Raw genomic sequence first — 25,745 nt, 5'->3', positions numbered from 1 at the left:
ATCATGCCAATCAGCCGCGAACGGGCCGGAAGCCATCCGCGATGATGTTGAAGATCGCCAGATCCGCCTCCCACTGCTCCACCGGAGCGTTCCAGCGGATCGCGTACCCCTTGTCCTTGGCAGTTGAGAAACCACGGTTACGGACATGCATCTGCCGACCGCTCTCGGTGTGGATCCACTCCCAGTCGGCGGTGCCCGCCCAGTGGTAGTCGACCTCCTGGATCGTCACCAGGCGATAGTTCCTGTAAGTTCCCCTGCGGTTCTTTTCCTGCCTCTTCCAGTCAGCCAACGCCGAACTCTGTTTCGGCTGGCTGTTCTGGTCGATGAGTAGCCACCGGCCCTTGCCGTCCCGGAAGTACACCCGCTCCGCCTCCGGCCCAGATTCCCCATTCGACGTACGCCTGTATACGTACCAGCCGTTCGGCAGGGGCACCTTGAAGCCGGTCTTGTCCCGATGGAGGTACCAACCGGCGGGTACCACCGGGTCGGGCAGGCCGGTCTGGGAAGGTTGCGCAGTCGGGGTCGCGGCAGGTGTCTGGGCCGGTGTCGTCGGCTGCGGAGCCGGTGACTGACTCGCCCCGGGCTGGGTCGCGCCGGCACCCGCCCCGGGGTTGGTGTCATCGTCGGAGTCGCGGCTGGCCAGCGGCACGATCACGAACAGCGCCAGCAGTAGCGCTACCAGTCCGCCGACCACCAACCCCCACCGCTTCGAGCTGGACCCCTTGCTCTTCTCCCCGGGCCCAACAGGGGCAGCAGGCGAGACCGGTGCCGGTGCTGGCGTGTTGACCAACGTCGGAGGCGTGATCCGCGCGGTCGGCGCGGCGGTATCGGTAGGCTTCGTCTCGTCCGACGAGGCAGAAGGCGACGGGGGCAGGACCGCGGTCTTGGCGGACGGCGGCGGCTCCGGTGGGCGCGGTGCCGGGGCGATCTTCGTACGCAGCTCACGCGGTTCGCGCGGTTCGCGTGGCCCGTTCGGGCTCGGCCGGCGTACTCCGTCAAGCAGTGAGATCGCCGCCCGCGACCGCTTGTCGGTCACGCGGCGCAAGAGCCGCTCGGCCACGTCAGCGTTGATCCGCTGCGTCGGGTCCTTGCGCAACAGACCGGCCAGTACCGCCTTGAGCGGGCCGGCATTCTTCGCGGGTGGTGGCGGCTCGGTGGCCAGCGCGGCCAGCGTCCCGATGGCGGACGGACGGGCGTACGGCGACTGGCCCTCGACGGCGGCGTAGAGGGTTGCGCCCAGCGACCACAGGTCCGCCTCCGGACCGGTCGTACCGTCCCTCGCCCGTTCCGGGGCAATATAGGCAGGTGACCCGAGCACCAGCCCGGTACGCGTCACGTTCGGGTCACCCGGTACGGTCGCCAACCCGAAGTCGGTCAGCACCACCCGGCCGTCATCGCCGATCAGGACGTTGCCCGGCTTGATGTCCCGGTGCATGACGCCGGCCTTGTGCGCCGACTTCAACGCAGCGAGCACGCCCAGCCCGATCTCAGCGGCGCGGACGGGCGAGACGGGACCATCGGCGGCGAGGACGTCCTGCAACGAGCGGGACGGAACGTACTCCATCACGATCCACGGGTCAGCGTCCGTACGCAGCACGTCGAAGACCCGTACGACGTTGACGTGGTTCAGCCGGGCGATCGCCCGGGCCTCGCGCAGGGAGCGCTCGCGCATCTCCCGCCGCTCGTCATCGGTTAACCCCGGTGGCGGCACCAGCTCCTTGATGGCCACGTCACGATGCAGCACCTCGTCGCGGGCCTTCCAAACGCGACCCATGCCGCCCTGGCCGAGCGGCTTCACGAGCCGATAGCGGCCAGCAACAAGTTCGGGAAGCGCGTTGGACATCCCGTGGACGGTACCCGGCTCGGACCTTCGTCACACACGCGGCACGCGCAGTGTGAGGCGTCCGTCAGTCGACAGCGTCGTATTCTCGTCGCATGTCTTCGCAAGAGCCAGCGTTTCGGATCGTCCGGGGAACCCCTACGGCCGAGGAAGTCGCCGCGCTGGTGGGCGCGCTCTTCACCCGTACGCGGCCTGCCTCACCAGCAGGTCCACCCGCCGCCTCGGCGTGGGTACGCAGCTCTCGCCCCGGCGCGGTGGCCGCATCCGGGATGCCGGCACGGCGTGGCGCCGATGCCTGGCGGACGTCCGGCCGCCCCGTCTGAGGCTCGATACGGGTCTCCGCCACTGGCTGTAACCGACTAACCTCTATGCGGTAGAGGCGTCGTTGCGCTTGGGGAGGGCCAATGATTCCTGATGAGGACCGGGGGCCCAAGTGGCTCCAGGGCTACGGCGAGATCGCTGCCAACATCGGCCGGATGGAAGAGTTCGCCGCCAACCTGCGCGACGACCTGATCAAAAACTACCTGCCCCACCTGGAATACATCGATGCTGACGTCAGCGTCGAGCTGTCACCGGTGGACGTTCAGTTCAGGGAACTCCTCTCCTTCCTCACCCACCACCGCGAGTCACTGGTGAACACCACTGACCTGGTGCATTTCTACACGAACGAAACGAATCGGTTCTCCGTCGCCGCCAAGAAGATCAGCGACAACTACGGGGAGGTCGACGCGTTCACCGCTGCCCGCGTCAAGGACGTCGAAGCCGCCCTGGGCCTGAAGAGAACGGGTGGCACACCCCGTGACTCGACCGGTTCCCCAACCACGTCATCCGAGGTGGTCTGATGATCAAGAACGATGGCGGGAGTGGAAGCTCCGGGACCAACTGGCAGTCATACACCGTGCCCGAGTTGTGGAGCCTGCTGAAGAACCACGACACCGAGAACCACTGGAAACAGGTTTCCGGTCTGCGAAAGACGTACGAGCTGACTCAGACCCACCTGTCTCGCCTACAGCAGTACCGCGCCAGCCTGACCGAATCCTGGCCACCGGAGAAGAGCGAAGCAGCAAGGGTGTACGTCGCCAGCCTCGACAAGCTCATCGCGAGCGTCCAGGACACGTACGACACCGCACAGGCCAACTACAACACCTTCTCCACGGCCACCACGGCAATCAGCCAGTCGCGCTCGAAGCTCCAAAAGCTCTACAACGAGTACACCGAGAAACAGCAGAAGAAGCAGGAGTACGAGAGCCGGGTCGCCGCCGAAAAGGATTCGCTCCTGCCGGGAACCTCACCGGGCAAGCCGCCGGTCACCGACGCCGAGTTGAAGCAACTCGACTTCAAGGCTCGCGCCATCATGTCCGGCTTGAGCGGTGAACTTGTCGAAGCCCGCGTACAGATCAGGCAACCCAAGCCGTACCAAGGTAGGACGATCCACGATCCAAGTCAGGACGATGGGGTAAACGAGAAACCCCCGATAATACCGCCCATTACGGTAGTGGGTGCACCCCCAAGCAAACCAACACTGACCGCTCCCCCCAGTGGCATCCAAATGCCTGCCCCGACAGCACCCAGCCATGGCCCGGTCCTTGGAGGTGCCAGTCCTTCACCTGCACCTCCTGCCGCCGTCACCACCCCATCCAATCTCATCACAACCACTCCGCCCAACTCCGCTGGCTCTGGTAGTGGAATGTTGCCGCCGTTCTCTACTGGACCCGGCATCTCCTCTCCCTACAGTCCGACAAGTGGCGGTCCCATAAAACCCGGCACGGGCGGAATAGTGAGCGCGCCTCGCGCGATGCCACCCGGCGGCTTAATTGGTGGAGCACCAGGCATGGGGACGAGTCAGCCCGGAGGGGCCGCACCTGGCCGACGGATCAATCCCGTTGGGGGTGTAATCGGCAACGCTAATCCCTCGGCCAGACGTAACAAGGAACATCCGCGCCGGGGACACGAAAACACCAAGCATTGGGATCCTGACAACCCATGGGAGACCGACGAGGGCGTAACCCCTATCGTCCTCCCACCCCCTGAACCCGGTCGGATCGATCCTGGCCCGGCGATTGGATACAACCGGTGAAGACTCGCATCCCCCAGGCGGCACTAGCATTGCTATGCACTTCAGCCTTTGCATTCTTACCTTCCAACCCGGTCCAAGCCGATCGAGTCCGGGACGATCAGTGGCATCTCCGCTTCCTAAACATTGCCGAGGCCCACAAAATCAGCCGAGGCGAAGGTATCACCGTCGCCGTCATCGACACTGGCGTCGACCCCCACCCCGATCTGAAGAACAATCTCCTGCCAGGCACGGATGTCGCACAGGGCGGTTCGGGTAACGGCCAGGGTGACACGGTCTCGCACGGCACTGGGATGGCAGGCCTTATTGCAGCACACGGCCGCAACTCGAACATTGGGGCACTCGGGATTGCACCTCGCGCAAAAATTTTGCCGATTCGCGACGAAACCCGGACCGAAAAGGGCAGCGGCGAACTGCTCGCAAAGGGAGTGGATTACGCCATCGCCAATGGCGCAAAAGTAATTAATATATCTTCTAGCACCGATTCGCCGCCAGAGCTTCGGAGAGCCATCAGGGATGCAATTGCGCAAGATATCGTAGTTATTGCCGCAGCAGGCAATGCCCCTCAAGCACTGACCATAGATCCGCCCGCTCGATTTGATGGAGTCGTTGCGGTCGGCGCAACAGATAGAAACGGTAACCGCGCAGACGTTTCCGTGACCGGAAAAGAACTCACAATCATGGCACCCGGGGTCGACATCCGAAGCACTGGCAATAACGGAGGCTACCGCAAGGCAACGGGAACCTCTGGTGCCACTGCAATTGTGGCGGGGGCGGCGGCGTTGGTGCGGAGCAAGTTTCCGAACCTGTCCGCCGAAGAAGTCATCCATCGCCTGACCGCTACGGCCACCGACAAGGGCGCCCCTGGACGGGACGAGGAGTACGGGTATGGCGTACTCAACCTGGTCGCGGCGCTGACGGCAGACGTACCGCCGTTGCAGCCGGCAGCTGCCAGTGCGACCCCGACCCCTGTCGCGACCGATGCAACCGCCCTACCTGACACGGGCGACTCGAACGACGGCGGCTTCAGCGCTGCACCCGTCATCTTCGGGGCGCTTGTCGTTGTGGCGACCGGGATCGCACTCGTGGTTCTGGTGCTGTACCTGCGCCGCCGTACGTCGTGAGCAGCAACAGATAGTCCCAGTGTCGTTGGTGTGGCGGACCCTCGGTTGCCGGACCGAGGGTCCGCCACACCGGTTGGAAGGGGTACGGCGGCCACGCGTAGCTGAGGAGAGGTCGCGCAGCGACCGCCGTACCCCGGCTTATGGATAGAGGTGCTGGTCGGGGCGAGCTTCCAGGTTGCGGACCAGGGGCACTCGCCCCGACCATGTCCACGTACGACAGATCCGCGCCTTTTGAGCGCTTATCCAGCGATTAGCGGGGACGTCATGAGTCTGCATCGGTGCACTGAGCGACGCAATAGTCACCGAGAGATGTGGTAGAGATACGTACGGATGACCGATGCTGGTCATCGGACGATCACGCATCGCCTACGAACCGTGAAAAGTCTGGGTGTCCGGCGGTGCACATCGGGAGGACGCATCGTGCCGGAGACGATCACTGGGTCAACTGTCCCCCGCCGGCAACTAGGCCGGGAGCTTCGCCGACTACGCGAGGAGGAGGCCCGGATTCCGCAGGTCGAGGCGGCCAAGGCGTTGGACTGTTCGGTAACCAAGCTCTGGCGACTCGAACGCGGCGAGCTGCCGATCCGTACACCCGACGTCAAGGCGATGTGCGAACTGTACGGCGCAGACGAGAAGACCACCGAGGCCCTGACCGCCATCGCCCCGCACACCAAGGCCAAGGGCTGGTGGCACGACTACGCCGAGATCCCCTCCTGGTTCGAGCTATACATCGGCCTTGAGCAGGCCGCGTCCAGCTTGAGGGAGTACCACACCGACCTCGTCTCTGGCGTCCTCCAGACGAGGGAGTACGCCACGGCAATCTTCCAGCGGCATCCTGCACAACTAGCCGATGAGGAGGTCGAGCGACGGGTTGCGGTAAGGATGCGTAGAGCACGCCTACTGACCAGGCTCGACCCGCCAGCAGCGAACTTTGACATCGTGCTCGACGAATCTGTTGTTCGTCGAACCGTCGGCAATGCTGGGGTTATGGCTACCCAACTTCGCCGCCTCGCCGAGGCCAACGAGCTGCCTAATGTGTCCATTCGCGTTTTGCCCATCAACACCGAACTACACGGCGGCGCATTGGCTGGCGGGTCGTTCACGGTTTTGGACTTTCCGGCACGCCACGAGCCAACAACGGTCTACGTGGAAGGACTGACCGGCGCCCTTTACCTTGACAAGCCGACAGAAGCCGAAGGCTACGCTTGGGCCTTCAGCGACGTCAGAGCCGCTGCCCTGGACATAGCGGCATCGAAAGACTTGTTCTGGTCCATCGCACGGGAGTATGAGAGATGAACGATCTTTCCGAGGCCGTCTGGCGCAAGAGTCGGCGTTCCAACCACCAGGGTCAGTGCGTCGAGGTGGCGGACAACCTGGCTGGGGTGGTCGGCGTACGGGACTCCAAGGATCCGTACGGTCCGATCCTGGCAGTCAGTCCAGCGGCCTGGACCGCGTTCGTGACCGCAACCAAAGCCGGCACGCTCGGTCACACAGCTCTCTGAGGAGCCGTTCGTCAGGAGCGTGAAGATCTCCAAAGATGCCGCCCGACCGCGATACAGGGGCATCTCGGCCGACTAGTGTCGCGTAATTGAGATCTCTTACCTGTTGGGAGTGTGGTCAGGGAGCCTGCCGCGGAGGCTGTCGAGCTGCCCCGCCTGTGCGCCCGTTGCGGCGTCGACCCAAGCGGACACCTCCTCGGCCACGTGGCTACCCACAGTTCCGGCGGGCTCTGACCGTCGATGGGCGCGCAAGCGGGGCAGCTCGACAGGATGCTCAGGGCAGCAGGCCAAGGGTGGCCGCCACCTGTTCGGGCACTCAAAGCCGATCTTGAGAAAAGCGACAACGATTACGCGACACTAGAAGGTCGTCGAACTCGGCGTCGTCACCGACCCGATCCGTAACACGTGGGAGGTCAGGCTCAGGCGACGTTGACTGGCCGTTCGAAGCAGGTCTCCAGGACGACGATGGTCTGGGTGCCGGTCACGCCGTCCACCGCAAAGATCTGGCGTAGCGTCGCCTGTAACTCCTCGGTGGTCCCGGTGCGGATCTTTACGAGCAGCGAGGCGTCTCCGGCGACGATGTGCGCCTCCTGGATGCTGGGTATGGCCAGCAGTGCCTCGCGGGTGGGCGGATCGCCCATCCACACGTTGGCGTTGACCATCACAAACGCGGACACGCCACGGTCGACAGCGTTAGGTGCGACATCGACGGTGGTACGGCGGATCACTCCGCGTTCACGCAGCTTTCGTACCCGATCATGGGCCGAGCCCGCCGACAGACCCACCGCCTTGCCCAACGCCGCGTAGGACTGCGTGGCGTCCTCCTGTAGTCGTGTCAGCAGCATGCGGTCGACCTCGTCCAGCATTCGAACCGGCCCTTTCCGATGTGATCTGGCCATCAACATTGTTGACCATATCTGGTTCGGCAGTCATAGACTCCAGCCGGATGTCATTCGAGGGGAGTCGTGACATGGCGTACACCATTCCGGCCGAGTTTAAGCTGCTCGACCAGCGGTTCCGCTACTGCGACGGCGACTTCGTCGTCGAACGCCTACACACCGGCGCTCGTAAGACCGAAGGTCCGGCGTACTTTCCGGCGGGTCGCTACCTGGTGTGGAGCGACATCCCCAACGACCGGTTGATGCGCTGGGACGAGACCACCGGCGCCGTCGGCGTGTTCCGGCACGGCTCCGGGTACGCCAACGGCAACACCGTCGACCGGCAGGGCAGGCTGATCACCTGTGAGCAGGGAAACCGGCGCGTCACCCGGACCGAGCACGACGGTACGGTCACCGTGCTCGCCGAGCGGTACCAGGGCAAGCGCCTCAACAGCCCCAACGACGTCGTGGTCCGGGCCGACGGCACCATCTGGTTCACCGATCCGACCTACGGCATCACCAGCGACTACGAGGGTAACCGGGCCGACAGCGAGTTCGGCGGTGCCTGTTACGTCTTCAGCCTCGACCCGGCCTCCGGCGACCTGCGCATCGTCGCTGACGACTTCTGCCGCCCCAATGGGCTGGCCTTCTCCCCCGACGAGCAAAAGCTGTACATCGCCGACACCCGGCAGGAACCCAGCCACATCCGCGCGTTCGACGTGACCGCCGATGGGCAGCTGACCGGCGGCGACATCTTCGCCACCTGCGACTTTGGGCGCTTCGACGGTATACGCGTCGACGAGGCGGGCCGGGTCTGGGCGGCGGCCTGGGACGGGGTGCACTGCTTCGACACCGACGGCACCCTCATCGGCAAGCTGCTGCTGCCCGAGTCCGTCGCCAACCTCACCTTCGGGGGCCCGAAACTCAACCACCTGTTCATCACGGCCGGCACTTCGGTGTACGCGCTGCGGGTCACCTTCAACGGTGCCCGCTACCCCCAGCCCACTGGAACGTTGCAGCGATGAGCGCGGCCCATGCCGCCGCTCCTGTCGACACCGCCTCCCACCCGACACCACGGCGGTGCTCGGGGCACGGCACCAGCCTGACCGGGTAGCGTCAGCCGTCGTGCGTACGACCACACGACCGCGCCTCATCCTCGCCTCCGCGAGCCCGGCGCGCCTCAAGACGCTACAGGCCGCCGGTATCGAACCCGAGGTGCTCGTCAGCGGCGTTGACGAATCGACGGCGGACACCACCCGCGGGCCGGAGCATCTGTGTCTGGTCCTGGCCAAACTCAAGGCGGAGGCGATCGCCGAGCGGATCGAGCCATCCGCCGATCCGGGCACACTCGTACTCGGGTGTGATTCCGTGCTGGCCTTCGACGGACAGATCCTCGGCAAGCCGACCGACGCCGACGATGCGATCGGCCGCTGGGAGCGGATGCGGGGTCGCAGCGGCGTACTCCACACCGGGCACTGCCTGATCGACGTGGCCGGCGGCCGGCAGGTGGCGAAGGTCGCCTCCACCACCGTGCACTTCGCCGACCTCGCCGACGACGAAATTGCGGCGTACGTGGCGACCGGCGAACCGTTGCACGTCGCGGGCGCGTTCACCATCGACGGCCTGGGCGGACCGTTCGTCGAGCGGGTGGAGGGCGACCCCGGTACGGTCGTCGGCCTGTCCCTGCCCCTGCTACGCCGGATGCTCGGCGACCTCGACCTGCGCATCACCGATCTGTGGGCAAATGCATTCCCTCCGCCCGGGCTTGGGCCCCACGGATCAGCCCCGCTGGATTAGCGTCTGATCATGACCACCAAGCCGTTGCCGATGACCGAGGAACTGCACACATATCTCGTGACGCACGGATCGCCGCCGGACGAGATCGCCCAGGCGTTGATCGACGAGACGGTCGCGCTGCTTCCCGCCAACGCCCAGATGCAGATCGCTCCGGAACAGGCGGCCTTGCTGACGTTCCTCACCCGGCTGGTCGGGGCACGGCAGGTGGTGGAGGTGGGCACGTTCACCGGAATGTCGTCGCTGGCGATCGCCAGGGGCCTGCCCGCTGGCGGCCGGCTCGTCTGCTTCGACATCTCCGAGGAGTTCACCTCCGTCGCCCGCCGCTACTGGGAGCGGGCCGGGGTGACCGACCGGATCGAGCTGCGGATCGGTCCGGCCGCCGAATCGCTACGGGCGCTGCCGGCCGAGCCGTACCTCGACCTGGCCTTCATCGACGCGGACAAGGTCGGCTACCCGGTCTACTGGGACGAGCTGGTGCCGAGGATGCGGCCGGGTGGGCTGATCGTCGTCGACAACGTACTGCGGGGTGGTCGGGTGCTGGCTCCGCAGAACGAGGACGACCGCGCGATCGCGGCCTTCAACGACGTCGTACGCACCGACGAACGGGTCGACGTGGTGATGCTGCCGGTGGCCGACGGACTGACCCTGGCCCGCCGACGCTGACCCAGCGGGGCCCGGTCAGCGCGCAGACAGTCCGGTACGTCCTGTTCGTGGCACCCCTGCCCTACACCCGGGCGGGGGTTGCCGGGGAGGGTGCCGTCGGGTGGGGGCGGAGGAGTCGGCCGAGCCGCAGGACCAGCAGCGCGGCCACCACGATGAACCCCGGCAGGATCAGGAACGCCAGGTGCGGACCGACGCCATCCGCCACCCAGCCGAGTACGACCGGCGCGATCCCGAACCCGACCGCCATCGAGTACGACGAGTAGCCCGCCGCCCGGTCGGCCTGTCCCTGGGCGGCGGCCAGCGCGATCGAGATCGCGAGTGGATAGTGCATCGCGTTACCCAGCCCCAGGATCGTCAACCCGCCGACGGCGATCCAGCCGATCGGCGACGCCCAGAACACCAGGAAGCCGACCATCGACACGGTGAGCGCGGCCAGCAGCAGCGGCACCGGGGCGACCCGCAGGGCGATCCGTCCACCGACGAGTCGGCCGAGGAACATGCCGCCGACGATCGAGGAGAGTGCGGCGGACGCCCCACCCGGGGACATGCCCGCGTGTGACCGCAGCACATCGGCTGACCAGAGCGACAGGCACACCTCGATCGAGCCGGTGAGTCCCATCAGGGCCCAGGCGATCCAGTACGCCCGGGGCAGCCGCCCCGATCGGCTGCCGGCAGCCGCGGCAGCGGTGGTGCCCTGCGGTAGGCGTACCCGGAACACCACGGCGGCCAGCGCGACGAGTGCGATCAGGCCGACCTCGACGGCCAGCGCCGGCCGCCAGCCGATGCCGGCACCGACCGCGAGCCCGATGACGATGGGGGCGAGGATGCCCATGCCGGCGCAGGCGGCGTTGGCTTCGCTGATCGCGGCGGGTGCGGCGGCGCGGTGGTGTTCGGTAAGCGCGGTGTTGACCCCGCAGACCGCCATCGTGCCGAAGGTGGCGGCGACGACGACGGCGGTAAGGGTGGCGGGCAGCGGCCGGAGGATGGACAGGGCGGCAGCCCCGACGGCGATCCCGGCGAGGCTGAGCCAGAGGGTCCGGCCGCGACCGATCCGTCGGGCCAGTACGGGGAAGAGGAACCCGCCGATCAGCGCGCCGACGGCCAGGCTGGTGCTGTGCAGGCTGGCGACTGCGGCGCTGGTGTCCTGTTCGTCCCGCAACAGCGGCACGACCGGCCCGAATCCGTAGAGGAAGAATCCCCAGACGCCGAGTTGGGCATAGGTCAACCAGGTGATTCGGTCATGGGTGAGGCGGGGCACGGCCGTTACGCTACAAGCGCTCGGGCCGGGCCCCGCCGAAGTGAGATGCGGCTCTCGCCCCGCCGGTCAGGTGCCGTCGACCGACCCGGTCACGGGCCGGTCGACCGACCCGGTCAGCGGACGCTGCGGGCGAACTCGCGAGCCGCCCAGACCACGGCCAGTACGGTGATCACGGCGATGATCGTCAGCCCCTGCCAGACCGACGGGTCGTCGATGTTGCCGGCGAACAACGCGCGGGCTCCGTCCACCGCCCAGGAGAACGGGTTCCAGTCGGCGACCCGCTTGAGCCAACCGGGCGCGAAGGCCAGCGGGAGCAGGATGCCGGAGAGCAGCAGGACCGGCTGGGCGACGGTGTTCATCAGTGGCGCCAACGCGTCCTCGCTCTTGACCATCAACGCCACGCCGTACGAGACGGTCGAGGTCATCAGCGCGATCAGCGCCAGCAGCAGGTACGCCAGCAGCAGGTGACCGAGCTGCACCCGTAGGCCGAAGGCCAACGCCAGTACCGTGATGATCACGGCCTGCATGAGCAGGGACACGACGTCCCGTAGGGACCGGCCCAGGAGCAGGGCGAACCGGCTGACCGGGGTGACCCGGGACCGTTCGAGGATGCCGGCCCGTAGCTCGGCGATCAGGCCGAAGCCCTGGAACAGGCCCCCGAAGATGGCCAGCATGACCAGCAGGCCGGGAATGAATATCCGGTACATCTCGGCGTCGGTGGTGGCACCGAGCGGCTTCAGTGCCGGCTTGAGCAGCGGCGCGAAGAGCGTCAGGTACATCACCGGCTGGAAGATGCCGACGAAGAGCCAGACGGGTTGGCGGACCAGCAACTGGGTCTGCCGTTGGAAGATCAACCAGGTGTCGCGGAAGAGTTTCATCAGGTCTCCCCGTTCAGGTGCGCGGATTCGAGGCTCGGGTTGCGGACGCGGTGTTCAGCAGCCGGTTGCGGACGCGGTGTTCAGGACTCGCGCAGCGAACGGCCGGTCTTGGTGAGGAACACGTCGTCGAGGCTGGGCCGGTGCAGCTCGATGGAGCGCAGGGCCAGACCGGCCCCGTCCAGCACCCGGAGGATCTGTGGGATCGCGGTCGCGCCCTCGTCGACGTAGAGGCGCAGCCCGCCCTCCTCGGGGGTCTCCAGCTTGGTCACGTAGGGCTGGGTGTCCAGCAGTTGGGCGGCCTGCGGCACTAAACCGTCGATGCCGACGAGCACCACGTCCCCGGCGATCTCCCGCTTGAGTTCGGCCGGCGTACCCTCGGCGACTATCTCGCCGTGGTCCATGATCGAGATCCGGTCGCAGAGCGCGTCGGCCTCGTCCAGGTAGTGCGTCGTGATGAAGACCGTCATGCCCTCGCCGCGCAGCCGGCGGATCTCGTCCCACATGTGCGCCCGGCTCTGCGGGTCGAGACCGGTGGTCGGCTCGTCCAGGAACACGATCTGCGGCTCGTGGATGATGCCGAGGGCGATGTCGACCCGACGGCGCTGGCCTCCGGAATAGGTCTTGCACTTACGGTCGGCGTACTCGGTGAGCTGGAACGCCGACAGGGCCCGGGTGGCCCGTTGCTGTGCGTCGGCCTTGCCGATGCCGTACATCCGGGCGTGCAGCACCAACTCCTCGCGGGCGGTCGACTCGTCCCAGGTGCTGCCACCCTGGGCGACGTAGCCGATGCGGCGGCGCACCTCGGCCGGCTCGGTACGCAGGTTCGCGCCGGCCACGACGGCTTCACCGCCGTCCGGCTCGATGAGGGTGGCCAACATTCGCAGGGTGGTGGTCTTGCCCGCCCCGTTCGGCCCGAGGAAGCCGAAGATCTCCCCCTTGGGTACGACGAGGTCGACGCCACGCACCGCGTCGACGGTCCTGGTCTCCTTGCCCTGGCGGGAGCGGAACGACTTCCGCAGCCCCCTGGTCTCAATCATCTTCTGCTCCTGGTGGTCTGGCCGACGGCCGATGCCGTCGGCCGGCTTCCCCCGGGGACCACGCCAGAAGGCGTCCACCCCAACGCTCGGTCGAAGCTAACGCGATATAGCTTTTTTGGTCAAGCTTGATTATTGCTCGTTGTCCTCCACTGTCGACTTTCCGCCCACCACCCGCTCCCCCTGATCGACCATCGCGTGCCAGCCCTCCCAGCCCTCCTGCTGCGCCAACTCCGCCGGCAGGTACGGCATCCCCGACTCGATCAGTCCGGCGATCCGCTCGCACCAGGCGATGTCCGCCTCGGCCCGGGCACACCACAGCTCGTACATCCACCCCACGTGGACCGGCTTCGACCTCCTGATCCAATCCGAGTCCAACGAGGCACGCATCGACTCGTTACCCGCGCGTAGCAGCCGTGCCCGGTTACGCAGGGCCGCCGCGGCCTCCTCGCGGGGCAGGGCGGGCAGGAAGGAGAAGGCGGCGGAGAACGGGTCGCTCGGCTGGTGGAGTTGCCACCACAGGTCACGGAGCAGGCTCTCGAACTCCTCCCGCCCCTTGGCCGTCACCTCGTACGTGGTCCGCGCCGGGCGACCGCCGACCTGCTCGGTGGCCACCTCACGGAGCAGCCCCTCGGCCGTCAACTTGCGTAGGGCGTGGTAGATGGATCCGGGTTGGATGTTCGCCCACTTGTCGGCGTTCCAGCTCAACAGCTCACGGCGTACGTCGTAGCCGTGCACCGGCTGCATCCAGTTGACCAGACCAAGGATCATCATGCGGGTTGCTGACACGGCCAACAGCGTAATAAACAAATTTGACTAAACTGGCGAATCCAGTGCAACATCCCACACCGCCGACTGATCAAGTTGATCAACATGGCCGTTAAACTCCCGTTCAGTAATCTCCGGGAGCCCCCCATTCACGAGCCAGAGGGTCATCAGCCAGCCAGAGGGGATCAGCGTGCGCAAGGTACTCATCGCCAACCGGGGCGAGATCGCCGTCCGGGTCATCCGCGCCTGCCGCGACGCCGGGTTGGGTAGCGTCGCCGTCTACGCCGACTCCGACCGGGACGCGCTGCACGCCACCCTCGCCGACGAGGCGTACGCGCTGGGTGGCGACACCGCCGCCGAGACGTACCTGCGCATCGACAAGCTGCTCGACGTGGCGAAGCGGTCCGAGGCGGACGCCGTACACCCGGGTTACGGCTTCCTCGCGGAGAACGCCGACTTCGCGCAGGCCGTCATCGACGCGGGCCTGACCTGGATCGGGCCGACCCCGCAGGCGATCCGCGACCTCGGTGACAAGGTCACCGCCCGGCACATCGCCCAGCGGGCCGGCGCTCCCCTGGTACCCGGTACCCCGGACCCGGTCGGCGGCCCCGACGAGGTGATGGCCTTCGCCATCGACCACGGCCTGCCGGTGGCGATCAAGGCAGCCTTCGGTGGCGGCGGGCGGGGCCTCAAGGTGGCCCGCACCATGGAGGAGATCCCGGCACTGTTCGAGTCGGCCACCCGGGAGGCGGTCGCCGCCTTCGGCCGGGGTGAGTGCTTCGTCGAGCGCTACCTCGACCGGCCCCGGCACGTCGAGGCCCAGGTGCTGGCTGACCAGCACGGCAACGTCATCGTCGTCGGCACCCGGGACTGTTCCCTGCAACGGCGGCACCAGAAACTGGTCGAGGAGGCCCCCGCGCCGTTCCTGACCGAGGCACAGCGCGCCGAGATCCACGACAGCGCCAAGGCGATCTGCCGGGAGGCCGGCTACCACGGTGCCGGCACGGTCGAATACCTGGTCGGCGCGGACGGGACGATCTCGTTCCTGGAGGTCAACACCCGGTTGCAGGTCGAGCACCCGGTCACCGAGGAGACCGCCGGCATCGACCTGGTCCGCGAGCAGTTCCGGATCGCCGACGGCGAGAAGCTGCGGCTCACCGAGGACCCGACCCCGCGCGGCCACTCGATCGAGTTCCGGATCAACGGCGAGGACCCGGGCCGCAACTTCCTGCCCGCGCCCGGCACGGTCACCGCGCTGCGCCTGCCCTCCGGCCCGGGGGTACGCGTCGACACCGGCATCTCCGCCGGTGACGTGATCGGCGGCAACTTCGACTCACTGCTGGCCAAGGTGATCATCACCGGGGAGACCCGGACCGAGGCGCTGGAACGCGCCCGTCGCGCCCTGGACGAGATGGTGGTCGAGGGGATGGCCACCGCCCTGCCGTTCCACCGCCTAGTGATCCGGGACCCGGCCTTCACCGCTGCGCCGTTCGCCGTACACACCCGGTGGATCGAGACCGAGTTCGACAACACCGTGCCGCCGTTCACCGCCACCGCCGGACCGGCGGAGGCTCCGGCCGCCCGCGAGACCGTCGTGGTCGAGGTGGGTGGCAAGCGACTGGAGGTGACCCTGCCCGCCGGCCTCGGCAACGGTACGGCCACCGCCCCGGCCACCGGATCAGGTGCCCCGGCCAGCCGTCGGCCAGCCCGACGCGGCTCCGGTGGTAAGGCCGGCAACGCCGCCAGCGGCAACTCGCTCACCTCCCCGATGCAGGGCACGATCGTCAAGATCGCTGTGGCCGACGGGGACACCGTCGCCGAGGGCGACCTGATCGTGGTGCTCGAGGCGATGAAGATGGAGCAGCCGCTCAACGCACACCAGGCGGGTGTGGTCAGTGGGCTGTCCGCCGAGGTCGGCGCGGTGATCACCGCCGGTTCGGCGATCTGCTCCATCACCCCTTCCTCGTGATCAGGGACTAACTCCGGCGTGTCCCTGGCGTGTCGTACGGGAAGGTCCCTGATCACCGGGATCTTCCCGACCGTCAGCGGCGGGCGACCTCGCCGGGAATGATTACCCGGGTGCGGTTTCTCTCCGACGCGGCTCCCGCGCATGACCTGACCTACAACGACGTCTTCATGACCCCGACCCGCTCGGCGCTCGGGTCCCGACTCGACGTCGACCTGTCCAGCGCCGACGGCACCGGCACCACGATCCCGATCGTGGTCGCCAACATGACCGCGGTAGCCGGGCGTCGGATGGCCGAGACGACCGCCCGACGCGGGGCGATCACCGTACTGCCCCAGGACATCCCGATCGACGTGGTCGCCGAGGTCGTCTCCTGGGTGAAGCAGCGGCACCTGGTACACGACACCGCGATCACGTTGGGGCCGACCAACACCATCGGTGACGCGATCCACCTGCTGCCCAAGCGGTCGCACGGTGCGGTGATCGTGGTGGACCCGGAGCACCGCCCGATCGGCGTGGTCACCGATGCGGACACCGTCGGCGTGGACCGGTTCACCCAACTGCGCCACGTGATGTCCACCGACCTGCACACGGTCGGCGTGGAGGCGGATCCCCGTACCGGCTTCGACCGACTGGGGCAGGGCCGCCGCCGGTTGGCGCCGGTGGTCGACGCGGCCGGTCGGCTGGTCGGCGTACTGACCCGGCAGGGTGCGCTGCGGGCCACCCTCTACCGGCCCGCCGTCGACGACCGGGGCCGACTACGGGTGGCCGCCGCGATCGGCATCAACGGCGACGTCGCCGGCAAGGCGGTCGCACTGCTCGAAGCCGGTGTGGACGTACTGGTCGTGGACACCGCACACGGTCATCAGGAACGGATGCTCTCGGCGCTGCGGGCCGTACGGGCGCTCGACCCGCCGGTCCCGATCGCCGCCGGTAACGTCGTCACCGCCGCCGGTACCCGGGACCTGATCGAGGCGGGCGCGGACATCGTCAAGGTCGGGGTCGGGCCGGGGGCGATGTGCACCACCCGGATGGCGACCGGCGTCGGACGGCCACAGTTCTCCGCCGTACTGGACTGCGCCGAAGCCGCCAGCCGACTCGGCCGGTACGTCTGGGCCGACGGGGGCGTACGCCATCCTCGCGACGTCGCCCTGGCGCTGGCCGCCGGAGCGTCCAACGTGATGATCGGTTCCTGGTTCGCCGGCACGTACGAGTCCCCTGGCGACCTCTACACCGATGCCGACGGCAGACGTTACAAGGAGAGCTTCGGCATGGCCTCGGCCCGGGCCGTCAGCGCCCGTACGGCCGACGACAGTCCGTTCGACCGCGCCCGTAAGGCGGTCTTCGAGGAGGGCATCTCCACCGCTCGGATGTTCCTCGATCCGGCGCGACCAGGCGTGGAGGATCTGATCGACGAGATAGTGGCCGGGGTACGCAGCGCCTGTACCTATACCGGTGCGGCCAACCTCCGCGAGTTGCACGCGAAGGCCGTGGTGGGTGTGCAGAGTCCCGCCGGCTTTACCGAAGGTATGCCGCTGCCGACGAGTTGGTGAGCTGTCACGCGCAGAGCGCGCGACCCGGGAGCCGTCGTCGCGGAACCTGTCGAGCCGAGTCACCCGTGACGTCGCCCGCGACGTCGTCTGTGACACCAGTCCGTGACACCGGTCTGTGACACCGGTCCGGACGATGATCGCGCATGGCCTACCGAGTCAGGAGTCCACTGGTTGTCGTTGCTCACCGGATCCACGCACGGCGGGGACGGTCTGCTGAGGCTGTCGAGCTGGGCGCACAAACGGGGCACACGGGGGTACGCAACGGGTATGCAACTGGGACGGACCACCGGAGCACGGAAGCACAGACGGGGCAGCTCGACAGCTCCGCAGCGGGCTCTCCCGTTCCTCCAGCTGGCTTGGATATCTCCGATCGGGTGGCCCAGGAATGCAATCGCTCAGGGACATGACCGGTCCAGGGACACGACCAGCTCAGGGACGTGGCCGGTCCAGGGACACGACCAGCTCAGGGACACTCCGACAGTCGCACCGATCCGACCGCCCGTTGCTAGCGGGCGAAGAGGCGGTGGATGACCGACCGCCCGGCCTCCTCCGGATCCGTGCCCAGCACGTCGGTCGGTAGGGTGCCGGCCAGCCAGAGCGTGGCGAAGCCGTGCACGATCGACCAGGCGGCGAGCCCGGTCAGCCGGCCCTCCCGGCCGCTCGGCGCATCGGGCAGCGCGGCTACACCGGCCTGCAACGCGGCATTGGCCTGTTGGCTGGCCGCGACGAGCTCAGGGTCGTCCTGGTGGTACAGCTCCGGCCGGAACATCACCTCGAAATGGGCCCGGTTTTCGACGGCGAACCGCAGGTACGCCACGCCGATCTCGAGAATGCTGCCGGTCTCCTGGGCCGCCCGGGTCAGCTCACCGGCCAACAGGCGGAAGCCATCGGTAGCCAGGGCCGTGAGCAGGCCCGCCTTGTCGCCGAAGTGGTGGGTCGGCGCAGCATGCGAGACACCGGCTCGGCGGGCCAGGTCACGCAGGCTGAGCGCCGTCGGACCGGCCTCACCGATCGCTTCGACGGCTGCCGACAACAGTGCCCGGCGCAGGTCGCCGTGATGGTACGCCCGCCCGGCTGGGCTCTTTCCGGTCATGCCCGCCAGCATATCTTGCCATTGACAAGATAGCTGCGGTCAGGGCAGTCTTGCCACTGACAAGATTCGGTGGAGCGGGGATTGCCCGCCTCGCCCCAGCCCCCAATGGAGATCGACCATGGCCCCGCTGATCGCACTACTCGTCGGATTCGTCGCCGCCCGTACGGCCGGCCTGCTCGGCGTCGACGCACTGGACGGCTGGCACCCCGCCCTGCGGGTCGGCCTCGCGCTGCTGTTCGTCGTCACCGGAACCGCCCACTTCGCCCCCCAGCGGCGGGCCGACCTGATCGCGATGGTGCCGACCGCCCTGCCCCGCCCGGACCTGCTGGTCACCATCACCGGCGTACTGGAACTTGCCGGCGCGGTCGGCCTGCTGATTCCCGCCGCCGCCCGATGGACCGCCGCCGGCCTGGCCCTGCTGATGCTGGCCATGTTCCCGGCGAACGTGTCCGCCGCCCGACGCGGACTGACCCTGGGCGGTCGCCCGGTGACACCGCTCGGGATCCGCACCGTGCTTCAGGTTGTCTTCATCGCGACAGCCCTGGCGATTTCGTTTGGCTCCTAACGATCAGGGAGCTAACGTATCTCGGTGGATTCGCACGAGTTGCACGACGCACCGCTGGGTCGTCTGGTCGCCGTGGCCGGGCACCTGATGTCCCAACAGTGGAGCCGTTTCCTGGCCGAACATCACGGGCTCACCCCAGCCGGCATGGTCGCGCTGCTCACGATCGCCCGCAACGGCGAACTGTCCCACCGTGAGGTGGCCGCCCGATGCTTCGTACGCCCGGCCACCCTCACCGGCGTCATCGACACCCTGGAACGTGACGGGCTGGTCGAACGGCGACGGGGAGCGACCGACCGACGTACGGTTCGACTGGCTCTTACACCGGCCGGGACGGACCGGATCGGGACGCTACTCACGGTCATCCGCAGCAATCCGCCGCTGACGTCGGTCGACGCCGACCCGGCCAAGGCGGTAGTGATCCGCGAGTTCCTGCTCGAACTGATCAAGACCATGTCCATGGGGGAAGACGAAGATGCAGCCTGTCATCGGGAGCCGAACAGCGACAAGACCGGGCCCGGACCGAAATACGCGTGACAGCCCGACGTACGACCGTAACTCTGGAGAGCTGGCCGACGTTCACGACTCCGGAGGCTCCCGGTGCTGATCCGACTACTACGCACCCGGTTACGGCCCTACGCCGGGCCGCTGGCTGCGGTCGTGGTGCTGCAACTCATCGGCACCATGGCCTCGCTCTACCTGCCGAGCCTCAATGCCGACATCATCGACCAGGGCATCGCCCTGGGCGACACCGGCTACATCCTCACCACCGGCGGATGGATGCTCCTGATCAGCGCGATCCAGATCGCCTGCTCCATCTTCGCCGTCTACCTGGGTGCCCGGATCGCGATGGGCTTCGGCCGCGACGTCCGCTCGGCGATCTTCCACCGGGTGCTGAGCTTCTCCACCCGGGAGGTCGCCCGGTTCGGTGCCCCGTCGCTGATCACCCGCAACACGAACGACGTGCAGCAGGTGCAGATGCTCGTGCTGATGACCTGCACCATGCTGGTCGCGGCACCCATCATGTGCATCGGCGGCGTGATCATGGCGCTCCGCGAGGACATCGGCCTCTCCTGGCTGATGCTGGTCAGCGTTCCGGTGCTGGCCCTGGCCATCGGCGCGATCATTCGCAGGATGGTGCCGCAGTTCCGGCTCATGCAGACCCGCATCGACACCGTCAACCGCGTGCTGCGTGAGCAGATCACCGGCATCCGGGTGGTACGGGCGTTCGTCCGCGAGCCGTACGAGACCGAGCGGTTCGCCACGGCCAACCAGGAACTGACCGCCACCGCGCTGCGTACCGGCCGCCTGATGGCCCTGATCTTCCCGGTCGTGATGCTGGTGCTCAACCTCTCCAGCGTCGCCGTGCTGTGGTTCGGTGCGGCCCGGATCGAGGCTGACGAGATCCAGGTCGGCGCGCTGACCGCCTTCCTGAGCTACCTGATGCAGATCCTGATGTCCGTCATGATGGCGACCTTCATGATGATGATGGTCCCGCGAGCCGCGGTCAGTTCCGAACGGATCGTCGAGGTGCTCGACACCGAATCGTCGGTCGCCCCGCCGACCCAGCCGGTCACCGAGGTACGCAGCCGGGGTGACCTGGAGCTGCGCAACGTCCTGTTCCAGTACCCGGGAGCCGCAGCCCCGGTGCTGCGGGACATCTCCTTCCACGCCGAGGCCGGCAAGACCACCGCGATCATCGGCAGTACCGGAGCCGGCAAGACCACCCTGCTCTCCCTGGTCCCCCGGCTCTTCGACACGACCGCCGGCTCGGTGCTGGTGGACGGGGTGGATGTCCGGGAACTCGACCCGGACGTGTTGTGGAGCCGGATCGGCCTGGTACCACAGCGGCCGTACCTGTTCTCCGGCACGGTGGCCAGCAACCTGCGCTACGGAAACCCGGACGCCACCGACGAGGAACTGTGGGCAGCCCTGGAGGTCGCCCAGGCGAGGGACTTCGTCGAGGCGATGCCGGAAGGTCTCGACGCACCGATCGCTCAGGGCGGCACCAACGTCTCCGGCGGTCAGCGGCAGCGGCTGGCGATCGCCCGTGCCCTGGTACGCAAACCCGAGATCTACCTGTTCGACGACTCGTTCTCCGCACTCGACCTGGGCACCGATGCCCGGCTACGAGCAGCGCTGCGCCCGATCGTCGCCGACGCGGCGGTGGTCATCGTGGCCCAGCGGGTGTCCACGATCGCCGACGCCGACCAGATCATCGTGCTGGAGAACGGCTCGGTCGTCGGCCGGGGACGCCATGAGGAACTCATCGACAACTGCCCGACGTACGCGGAGATCGTGGCGTCCCAACTGACGACGGCGGCGATGGCATGAGCGAGCGCAGCGAGCGAATCATCGAACCCAGCCAAACTCATGCCAACGGCGAGCCCCAGCGAGCCGAGGGCATGAGCGAGCGCAGCGAGCGAATCATCGAACCCAGCCAAACTCATGCCAACGGCGAGCCCCAGCGAGCCGAGGGCATGAGCAACGGACGGATACCGGAGCAGCCCCAGAGTGAGGGCGCGGACGGCGGGCCGAAGGCCGAGTCGACGCCCAGACGTCTGCCGGCAGCGGCCGGTCGCGGCGGCGGTGGACCGCACGGTCCGGGTGCGGGTGTGCCGACGGAAAAGGCGATGAACTTCGGCCCGTCGGCGAAACGGCTGATCGGCCGCCTTCGCCCGTACCGCACCCACCTGCTGGGGATCATCGCGCTGGCCGTGGTCAGCGTCGCCTTCAGCGTCATCGGGCCGAAGATCCTCGGCAAGGCCACCGACCTGATCTTCTCCGGGGCCATCGGGCAGAAACTGGAGCCGGGTACGACCCTCGAACAGGCGGTCGAGCAGGCACGGGCGGCGGGCAACGACCGGTTCGCCGACATGCTGGCCAGCATGGACGTCGTGCCCGGGCAGACCATCGACTTCACCGGTCTCGCCCAGGTGCTGCTGTTGGCGCTGGCGCTCTTCCTCGCCGCCAGCCTGCTGGCCTGGTGGCAGGGCTACCTGCTCAACGACGTGGTGCAGCGGGCGATCCTGCGGCTGCGGGCCGAGGTCGAGGACAAGCTCAACCGGTTGCCGCTGCCGTACTTCGACAAGCAGCCCCGGGGTGAGCTGCTCAGCCGGGTCACCAACGACATCGACAACATCGCACAGAGCCTGCAACAGACGTTGAGCCAACTGCTCACCTCGTTGCTCACCGTCGTCGGCGTACTCACGATGATGTTCGTGATCTCGCCGCTGCTGGCGGTGATCGCCCTGGTCGCGGTGCCGTTGTCGGTGGTGGTCACCAAGCAGATCGCGAAACGCTCGCAGCGGCAGTTCATCGCGCAGTGGCAGCACACCGGCACGCTGAACGGCCAGATCGAGGAGGCCTTCACCGGGCACGAACTGGTCAAGGTGTTCGGTCGGCAGCGGGAGGTCGAGGCCGAGTTCGCCAGGAAGAACGACGAACTGTTCAAGGCCAGCTTCGGTGCCCAGTTCATCTCCGGCATCATCATGCCGTCGATGATGTTCATCGGAAACCTGAGCTACGTGGCTATCGCCGTGGTCGGCGGCCTGCGGGTGGCGTCCGGGACGATGAGCCTCGGCGACGTGCAGGCGTTCATCCAGTACTCCCGGCAGTTCACCCAGCCCCTGACCCAGGTCGCCTCGATGGCCAACCTGCTCCAGTCCGGGGTCGCCTCGGCGGAACGCGTGTTCGCCGTACTCGACGCGCAGGAGCAGAGCCCCGACCCGGCCGAACCGGTCCAGGTCACCAACCCGCACGGTCGCGTCGAGTTCGAGCAGGTCTCCTTCCGGTACGAGCCGGACAAGCCCCTGATCGAGGACCTGTCGTTGGTGGCGGAACCCGGCCACACGGTGGCGATCGTCGGGCCGACCGGCGCGGGCAAGACCACGCTGGTCAACCTGATCATGCGGTTCTACGAGTTGGACGCCGGGCGGATCACCCTCGACGGGGTGGACATCACCACCATGCGGCGGGACGCGCTGCGCAGCGAGATCGGGATGGTCCTCCAGGACACCTGGCTGTTCGGCGGGACGATCCGGGACAACATCGCGTACGGCAACCCGGACGCCAGCGAGGAGGAGATCCTCGCCGCCGCGAGGGCGACCTTCGTCGACCGGTTCGTCCGTAGCCTGCCCGACGGCTACGACACCGTCATCGACGAGGAGGGCAGCAACGTCAGTGCCGGCGAGAAGCAGCTAATCACGATCGCACGGGCGTTCCTGTCCAACCCGTCGCTGCTGATCCTGGACGAGGCGACGAGTTCGGTGGACACCCGTACCGAGGTGTTGTTGCAGCATGCGATGGCCGCGTTGCGGGCCGACCGGACCAGCTTCGTGATCGCCCACCGGTTGTCGACCATCCGTGACGCCGACCTGATCCTGGTCATGGAGAACGGCCGGATCGTCGAGCAGGGCACACATACGGAACTGTTGGCCGCCGAGGGCTCCTATCATCGGCTGCACCACGCGCAGTTCTCGCAGCCGGTGGCCGAGGGTGTCGACGATCCGACCGGGATGGTCGGCGCGGGCACCGTACTGGCCAACTGAACGAGCGCGCCAACTGATCGCCGCTCCCAGCCGGCAGCGCTCCAACTGAATCAGGGTCGACGTGCCCCTCCCAGCCATTGGGAGGGGCACGTTCCATTGGGCAGCTCAGGGCAGCAGGTCAGCGGACCGGCTGGCCACCACGTCGGCGATGAGACGTCGCGCCTCGGCGAGCGGCATCGGGGCGAGGCTCCGGCCGTCACGCAGCCGCAACGACACCCGGCCGTCGGCCGCCTCCCGGGCACCGAGCACCGCCACGTACGGCACCTTCCGTACTGCAGCGTCGCGGATCCGGGCGCCGACCGAGCCGTCCAGCGCCGACCGGGCCCGCAGGCCCGCCGCCAGGCAGTCGCGGGCGAACGCCTGCGCCACGTCGTACTGCTCCGCCCCCACCGGGAGCACCACCACCTGCTCCGGGGCGTACCAGGCCGGGAAGGCTCCGGCGTGCACCTCGATGAGGTACGCGAAGAGTCGTTCCATGCTGCCGATCAGGCTGCGGTGCACCATCACCGGACGCCGTCTCGCCCCTTGTTGGTCCACATAGGACAGGTCGAACTTCTCCGGCTTGTCGAAGTCGAGCTGGATGGTGGAGAGGGTCGACTCGCGACCGGCGGCGTCCCGGATCTGGATGTCGATCTTGGGGCCGTAGAACGCCGCCTCGCCTTCGGCCTCGACGTACGGCACCCCCGACAGGGCTGCGCGGAGCAGATCCTCGGCCCGCCGCCACATCGCGTCGTCGCCGACGTACTTCTCCCCCGCTCCACGCAGCGACAGCCGGAAGCCGGCCGGTCGTACGCCCAGCGCGGCGTGCGCCGCCCGGATCAGGTCGAGGATCTCGGCGACCTCCCGGCCGACCTGTTCGAGGGTGCAGAAGTTGTGCGCGTCGTTGAGGGAGATCGCCCGTACCCGGCTGAGCCCACCGAGTACGCCGGACCGCTCCGACCGGTACATCCCGCCCAGTTCACCGACGCGCAACGGCAGTTCCCGGTAGGACCGCCCCCGCGCCCGGTAGACCAGGGCATGGTGCGGGCAGAGCGCCGGCCGCAGCACGAACTCGTCGTCGGCGGAGAGCCGCATGATCGGGAACATGTCGTCGGCGAAGTAGCCCAGATGCCCGGACAGCTCGAACAGCTCCCGCTTGCCCAGCGGCGGCGAGTAGACGTGCTGGTAGCCGGCCCGGCGTTCCAACTCCCGGACGTACTCCTCGACGGCGTGCCGGGCTGCGGCCCCGGCGGGCAGCCAGATCGGCAGGCCGGCCCCGGACAGCGGGTCGGCGTGGAACAGCTCAAGCTCGCGACCGAGCCTGCGGTGGTCGATCATTTCGTGCTCCTCGTTCGGGTACGACCCGTCGGGGCGTTACCCGTGGGTCGTACACCCGGAGCGACCACGGCCGGAGAACGACGAGGCCCCGGGCGGATCGCCCGGGGCCGGTCTTGACGGTTGTCGCGTCAGCGCAGCACGCCGGGGTGTCCCGGCGTCGTCGTGACTGCTGCGCTGCGCATGCCGGCCACGCTATGCCCGCCCGCTGTGGGACGCATCCGTATTCCCGCTGTGGTGCCAGGAAGGGCCCTTCCCCATCTCGGAGTGGGGGCCGCCGGCACGGGACCTGCCGGCGGCCCAACGGCGTCCCAGCACGTCAGCACCGGGGGGAACCTGAGGTGCCGGGGACACGCCCCGACAACGGTACGCCCCACGGAGCACGCCCCGACAACGGTACGCCGCATGTGACGCGCCGGAACCCCGTGTTTCGCCACCGGCCGGGGCGGGACCTAGGCTCACCCCGAGCCTGCTGGTCGTACGTGTCCGATGTCACCACTGGCGCCGCCAAGCTGGACCAGGGTGAATCCGCCGGTCACGCTGGAGGTGACAGCCAATCCCGAACCCGTTCGAGGTGACCACCCGTGCCCGAGATCCTCACGGACATCGCGTCACCTCTCTGGGCCTACCTGGCACTGATCGGGCTACTGGCAATCGACGTGTTCGTCCCGATCGTCCCCACCCAGGCGGTAATGATCACCGGTGGCGCGTTGACCGTGTACGGCGGGCTGAGCCTGCCGCTGACCATCGCCACCGGCGCACTCGGTGTGTTTGCCGGTGACCTGGCCGGATACCTCCTCGGCCGCCGTGGGCACCGCCGACGGCTGCGCAACGGCCGCCGCCGTACCGCCGGATCGAGGGGTCCGGAGCCGGCCGGCCCGCCGGGTCGGCCCG

Annotated in this window: 23 protein-coding genes and 1 pseudogene; 16 read left to right on the top strand and 8 right to left on the bottom strand. The window is 67.7% G+C overall.

Annotation, left to right across the window (positions count from 1 at the left end):
• Positions 1 to 10 precede the first annotated feature (10 nt).
• On the bottom strand, positions 11 to 1,843 hold the full coding sequence (locus ACFQ4H_RS20360; protein WP_377572636.1) for a serine/threonine-protein kinase: 1,833 nt from the start codon (positions 1,841 to 1,843) through the stop codon (positions 11 to 13).
• A gap of 92 nt (positions 1,844 to 1,935) precedes the next feature.
• On the opposite strand from ACFQ4H_RS20360, the gene ACFQ4H_RS20355 reads away from it, so the two are divergent.
• The 6 genes from ACFQ4H_RS20355 to ACFQ4H_RS20330 all read left to right on the top strand — a co-directional run bounded on the left by ACFQ4H_RS20355 (position 1,936) and on the right by ACFQ4H_RS20330 (position 6,540).
• On the top strand, positions 1,936 to 2,163 hold the full coding sequence (locus tag ACFQ4H_RS20355; protein WP_377572634.1) for an acyl-CoA carboxylase epsilon subunit: 228 nt from the start codon (positions 1,936 to 1,938) through the stop codon (positions 2,161 to 2,163).
• A gap of 81 nt (positions 2,164 to 2,244) precedes the next feature.
• Complete coding sequence (locus ACFQ4H_RS20350) at positions 2,245 to 2,682, top strand: hypothetical protein (protein ID WP_377572632.1); 438 nt, start codon at positions 2,245 to 2,247, stop codon at positions 2,680 to 2,682.
• Positions 2,682 to 3,917, top strand: a complete 1,236-nt coding sequence (locus tag ACFQ4H_RS20345) for a hypothetical protein (RefSeq protein ID WP_377572631.1) — start codon at positions 2,682 to 2,684, stop codon at positions 3,915 to 3,917. The genes ACFQ4H_RS20350 and ACFQ4H_RS20345 overlap by 1 nt, the downstream gene beginning before the upstream one ends.
• Positions 3,914 to 5,038, top strand: a complete 1,125-nt coding sequence (mycP, locus tag ACFQ4H_RS20340) for a type VII secretion-associated serine protease mycosin (RefSeq protein WP_377572629.1) — start codon at positions 3,914 to 3,916, stop codon at positions 5,036 to 5,038. Before ACFQ4H_RS20345 ends, mycP begins: the two co-directional genes overlap by 4 nt.
• A 420-nt stretch (positions 5,039 to 5,458) precedes the next feature.
• Positions 5,459 to 6,334, top strand: a complete 876-nt coding sequence (locus ACFQ4H_RS20335) for a helix-turn-helix domain-containing protein (RefSeq protein WP_377572627.1) — start codon at positions 5,459 to 5,461, stop codon at positions 6,332 to 6,334.
• Positions 6,331 to 6,540, top strand: a complete 210-nt coding sequence (locus tag ACFQ4H_RS20330; RefSeq protein ID WP_377572625.1) for a DUF397 domain-containing protein — start codon at positions 6,331 to 6,333, stop codon at positions 6,538 to 6,540. The genes ACFQ4H_RS20335 and ACFQ4H_RS20330 overlap by 4 nt, the downstream gene beginning before the upstream one ends.
• Positions 6,541 to 6,956: 416 nt before the next feature.
• Here the strand turns inward: ACFQ4H_RS20330 and ACFQ4H_RS20325 are convergent, their stop codons facing one another.
• On the bottom strand, positions 6,957 to 7,403 hold the full coding sequence (locus ACFQ4H_RS20325; RefSeq protein WP_377572624.1) for an Lrp/AsnC family transcriptional regulator: 447 nt from the start codon (positions 7,401 to 7,403) through the stop codon (positions 6,957 to 6,959).
• 104 nt (positions 7,404 to 7,507) lie between these two features.
• On the opposite strand from ACFQ4H_RS20325, the gene ACFQ4H_RS20320 reads away from it, so the two are divergent.
• The 3 genes from ACFQ4H_RS20320 (at position 7,508) to ACFQ4H_RS20310 (ending at position 9,875) form a co-directional block, all read left to right on the top strand.
• Complete coding sequence (locus ACFQ4H_RS20320; RefSeq protein WP_377572622.1) at positions 7,508 to 8,440, top strand: SMP-30/gluconolactonase/LRE family protein; 933 nt, start codon at positions 7,508 to 7,510, stop codon at positions 8,438 to 8,440.
• A gap of 100 nt (positions 8,441 to 8,540) precedes the next feature.
• The gene (locus tag ACFQ4H_RS20315) at positions 8,541 to 9,212 is read left to right on the top strand and encodes a Maf family protein (protein ID WP_377572620.1); all 672 of its coding nucleotides are present in this window, start codon (positions 8,541 to 8,543) and stop codon (positions 9,210 to 9,212) included.
• A 9-nt stretch (positions 9,213 to 9,221) separates the two neighbouring features.
• Entirely contained in the window at positions 9,222 to 9,875 is a 654-nt protein-coding gene (locus tag ACFQ4H_RS20310; protein ID WP_377572619.1) for an O-methyltransferase, read from the top strand.
• 61 nt (positions 9,876 to 9,936) lie between these two features.
• Here ACFQ4H_RS20310 and ACFQ4H_RS20305 read toward each other — a convergent pair whose 3' ends face one another.
• From ACFQ4H_RS20305 to ACFQ4H_RS20290, 4 genes are all read right to left on the bottom strand, one after another.
• Positions 9,937 to 11,133 (bottom strand): MFS transporter, encoded by a 1,197-nt coding sequence (locus ACFQ4H_RS20305; protein WP_377572617.1) that lies wholly within the window; start codon positions 11,131 to 11,133, stop codon positions 9,937 to 9,939.
• A 113-nt stretch (positions 11,134 to 11,246) separates the two neighbouring features.
• Positions 11,247 to 12,011, bottom strand: a complete 765-nt coding sequence (locus ACFQ4H_RS20300) for an ABC transporter permease (RefSeq protein WP_377572616.1) — start codon at positions 12,009 to 12,011, stop codon at positions 11,247 to 11,249.
• Positions 12,012 to 12,091: 80 nt separating this feature from the next.
• Positions 12,092 to 13,048: an ATP-binding cassette domain-containing protein gene (locus ACFQ4H_RS20295; RefSeq protein ID WP_377572615.1), complete on the bottom strand. Its 957-nt coding sequence runs from the start codon at positions 13,046 to 13,048 to the stop codon at positions 12,092 to 12,094.
• A 129-nt stretch (positions 13,049 to 13,177) separates the two neighbouring features.
• Positions 13,178 to 13,819, bottom strand: a complete 642-nt coding sequence (locus ACFQ4H_RS20290) for a PadR family transcriptional regulator (protein ID WP_377572716.1) — start codon at positions 13,817 to 13,819, stop codon at positions 13,178 to 13,180.
• Between the two features lie 184 nt (positions 13,820 to 14,003).
• Here ACFQ4H_RS20290 and ACFQ4H_RS20285 point away from each other — a divergent pair, with 184 nt between their 5' ends.
• Complete coding sequence (locus tag ACFQ4H_RS20285; protein ID WP_377572613.1) at positions 14,004 to 15,782, top strand: acetyl/propionyl/methylcrotonyl-CoA carboxylase subunit alpha; 1,779 nt, start codon at positions 14,004 to 14,006, stop codon at positions 15,780 to 15,782.
• Positions 15,783 to 15,892: 110 nt separating this feature from the next.
• Positions 15,893 to 17,332, top strand: coding sequence for a GuaB1 family IMP dehydrogenase-related protein (locus ACFQ4H_RS20280; RefSeq protein ID WP_377572611.1), 1,440 nt, complete (start codon positions 15,893 to 15,895; stop codon positions 17,330 to 17,332).
• A gap of 505 nt (positions 17,333 to 17,837) precedes the next feature.
• On the opposite strand, the gene ACFQ4H_RS20275 is transcribed toward ACFQ4H_RS20280, so the two are convergent.
• On the bottom strand, positions 17,838 to 18,425 hold the full coding sequence (locus tag ACFQ4H_RS20275) for a TetR/AcrR family transcriptional regulator (RefSeq protein ID WP_377572609.1): 588 nt from the start codon (positions 18,423 to 18,425) through the stop codon (positions 17,838 to 17,840).
• Positions 18,426 to 18,543: 118 nt separating this feature from the next.
• Here ACFQ4H_RS20275 and ACFQ4H_RS20270 point away from each other — a divergent pair, with 118 nt between their 5' ends.
• From ACFQ4H_RS20270 to ACFQ4H_RS20255, 4 genes are all read left to right on the top strand, one after another.
• Entirely contained in the window at positions 18,544 to 18,990 is a 447-nt protein-coding gene (locus tag ACFQ4H_RS20270; RefSeq protein WP_377572608.1) for a DoxX family protein, read from the top strand.
• 24 nt (positions 18,991 to 19,014) lie between these two features.
• On the top strand, positions 19,015 to 19,524 hold the full coding sequence (locus ACFQ4H_RS20265; protein ID WP_377572606.1) for a MarR family winged helix-turn-helix transcriptional regulator: 510 nt from the start codon (positions 19,015 to 19,017) through the stop codon (positions 19,522 to 19,524).
• Between the two features lie 63 nt (positions 19,525 to 19,587).
• On the top strand, positions 19,588 to 21,321 hold the full coding sequence (locus ACFQ4H_RS20260; RefSeq protein WP_377572605.1) for an ABC transporter ATP-binding protein: 1,734 nt from the start codon (positions 19,588 to 19,590) through the stop codon (positions 21,319 to 21,321).
• 146 nt (positions 21,322 to 21,467) lie between these two features.
• Positions 21,468 to 23,537, top strand: a complete 2,070-nt coding sequence (locus tag ACFQ4H_RS20255; protein ID WP_377572714.1) for an ABC transporter ATP-binding protein — start codon at positions 21,468 to 21,470, stop codon at positions 23,535 to 23,537.
• A 105-nt stretch (positions 23,538 to 23,642) separates the two neighbouring features.
• Here ACFQ4H_RS20255 and thrS read toward each other — a convergent pair.
• Positions 23,643 to 24,857, bottom strand: a pseudogene (thrS, locus tag ACFQ4H_RS20250) (threonine--tRNA ligase); the annotation flags it as partial.
• 578 nt (positions 24,858 to 25,435) lie between these two features.
• Between thrS and ACFQ4H_RS20245 the strand changes: the two are divergent.
• Positions 25,436 to 25,745: DedA family protein (locus ACFQ4H_RS20245; RefSeq protein ID WP_377572604.1), on the top strand; the 310-nt coding region annotated here is incomplete at its 3' end.

This window comes from Micromonospora sonneratiae, from assembly GCF_042679305.1.
In the GTDB taxonomy this organism is placed as follows: domain Bacteria; phylum Actinomycetota; class Actinomycetes; order Mycobacteriales; family Micromonosporaceae; genus Micromonospora_H; species Micromonospora_H sonneratiae.
The sequence above is the reverse complement of the archived record's forward strand: the minus strand, read 5'-3'. Positions and strand labels throughout refer to the sequence as shown.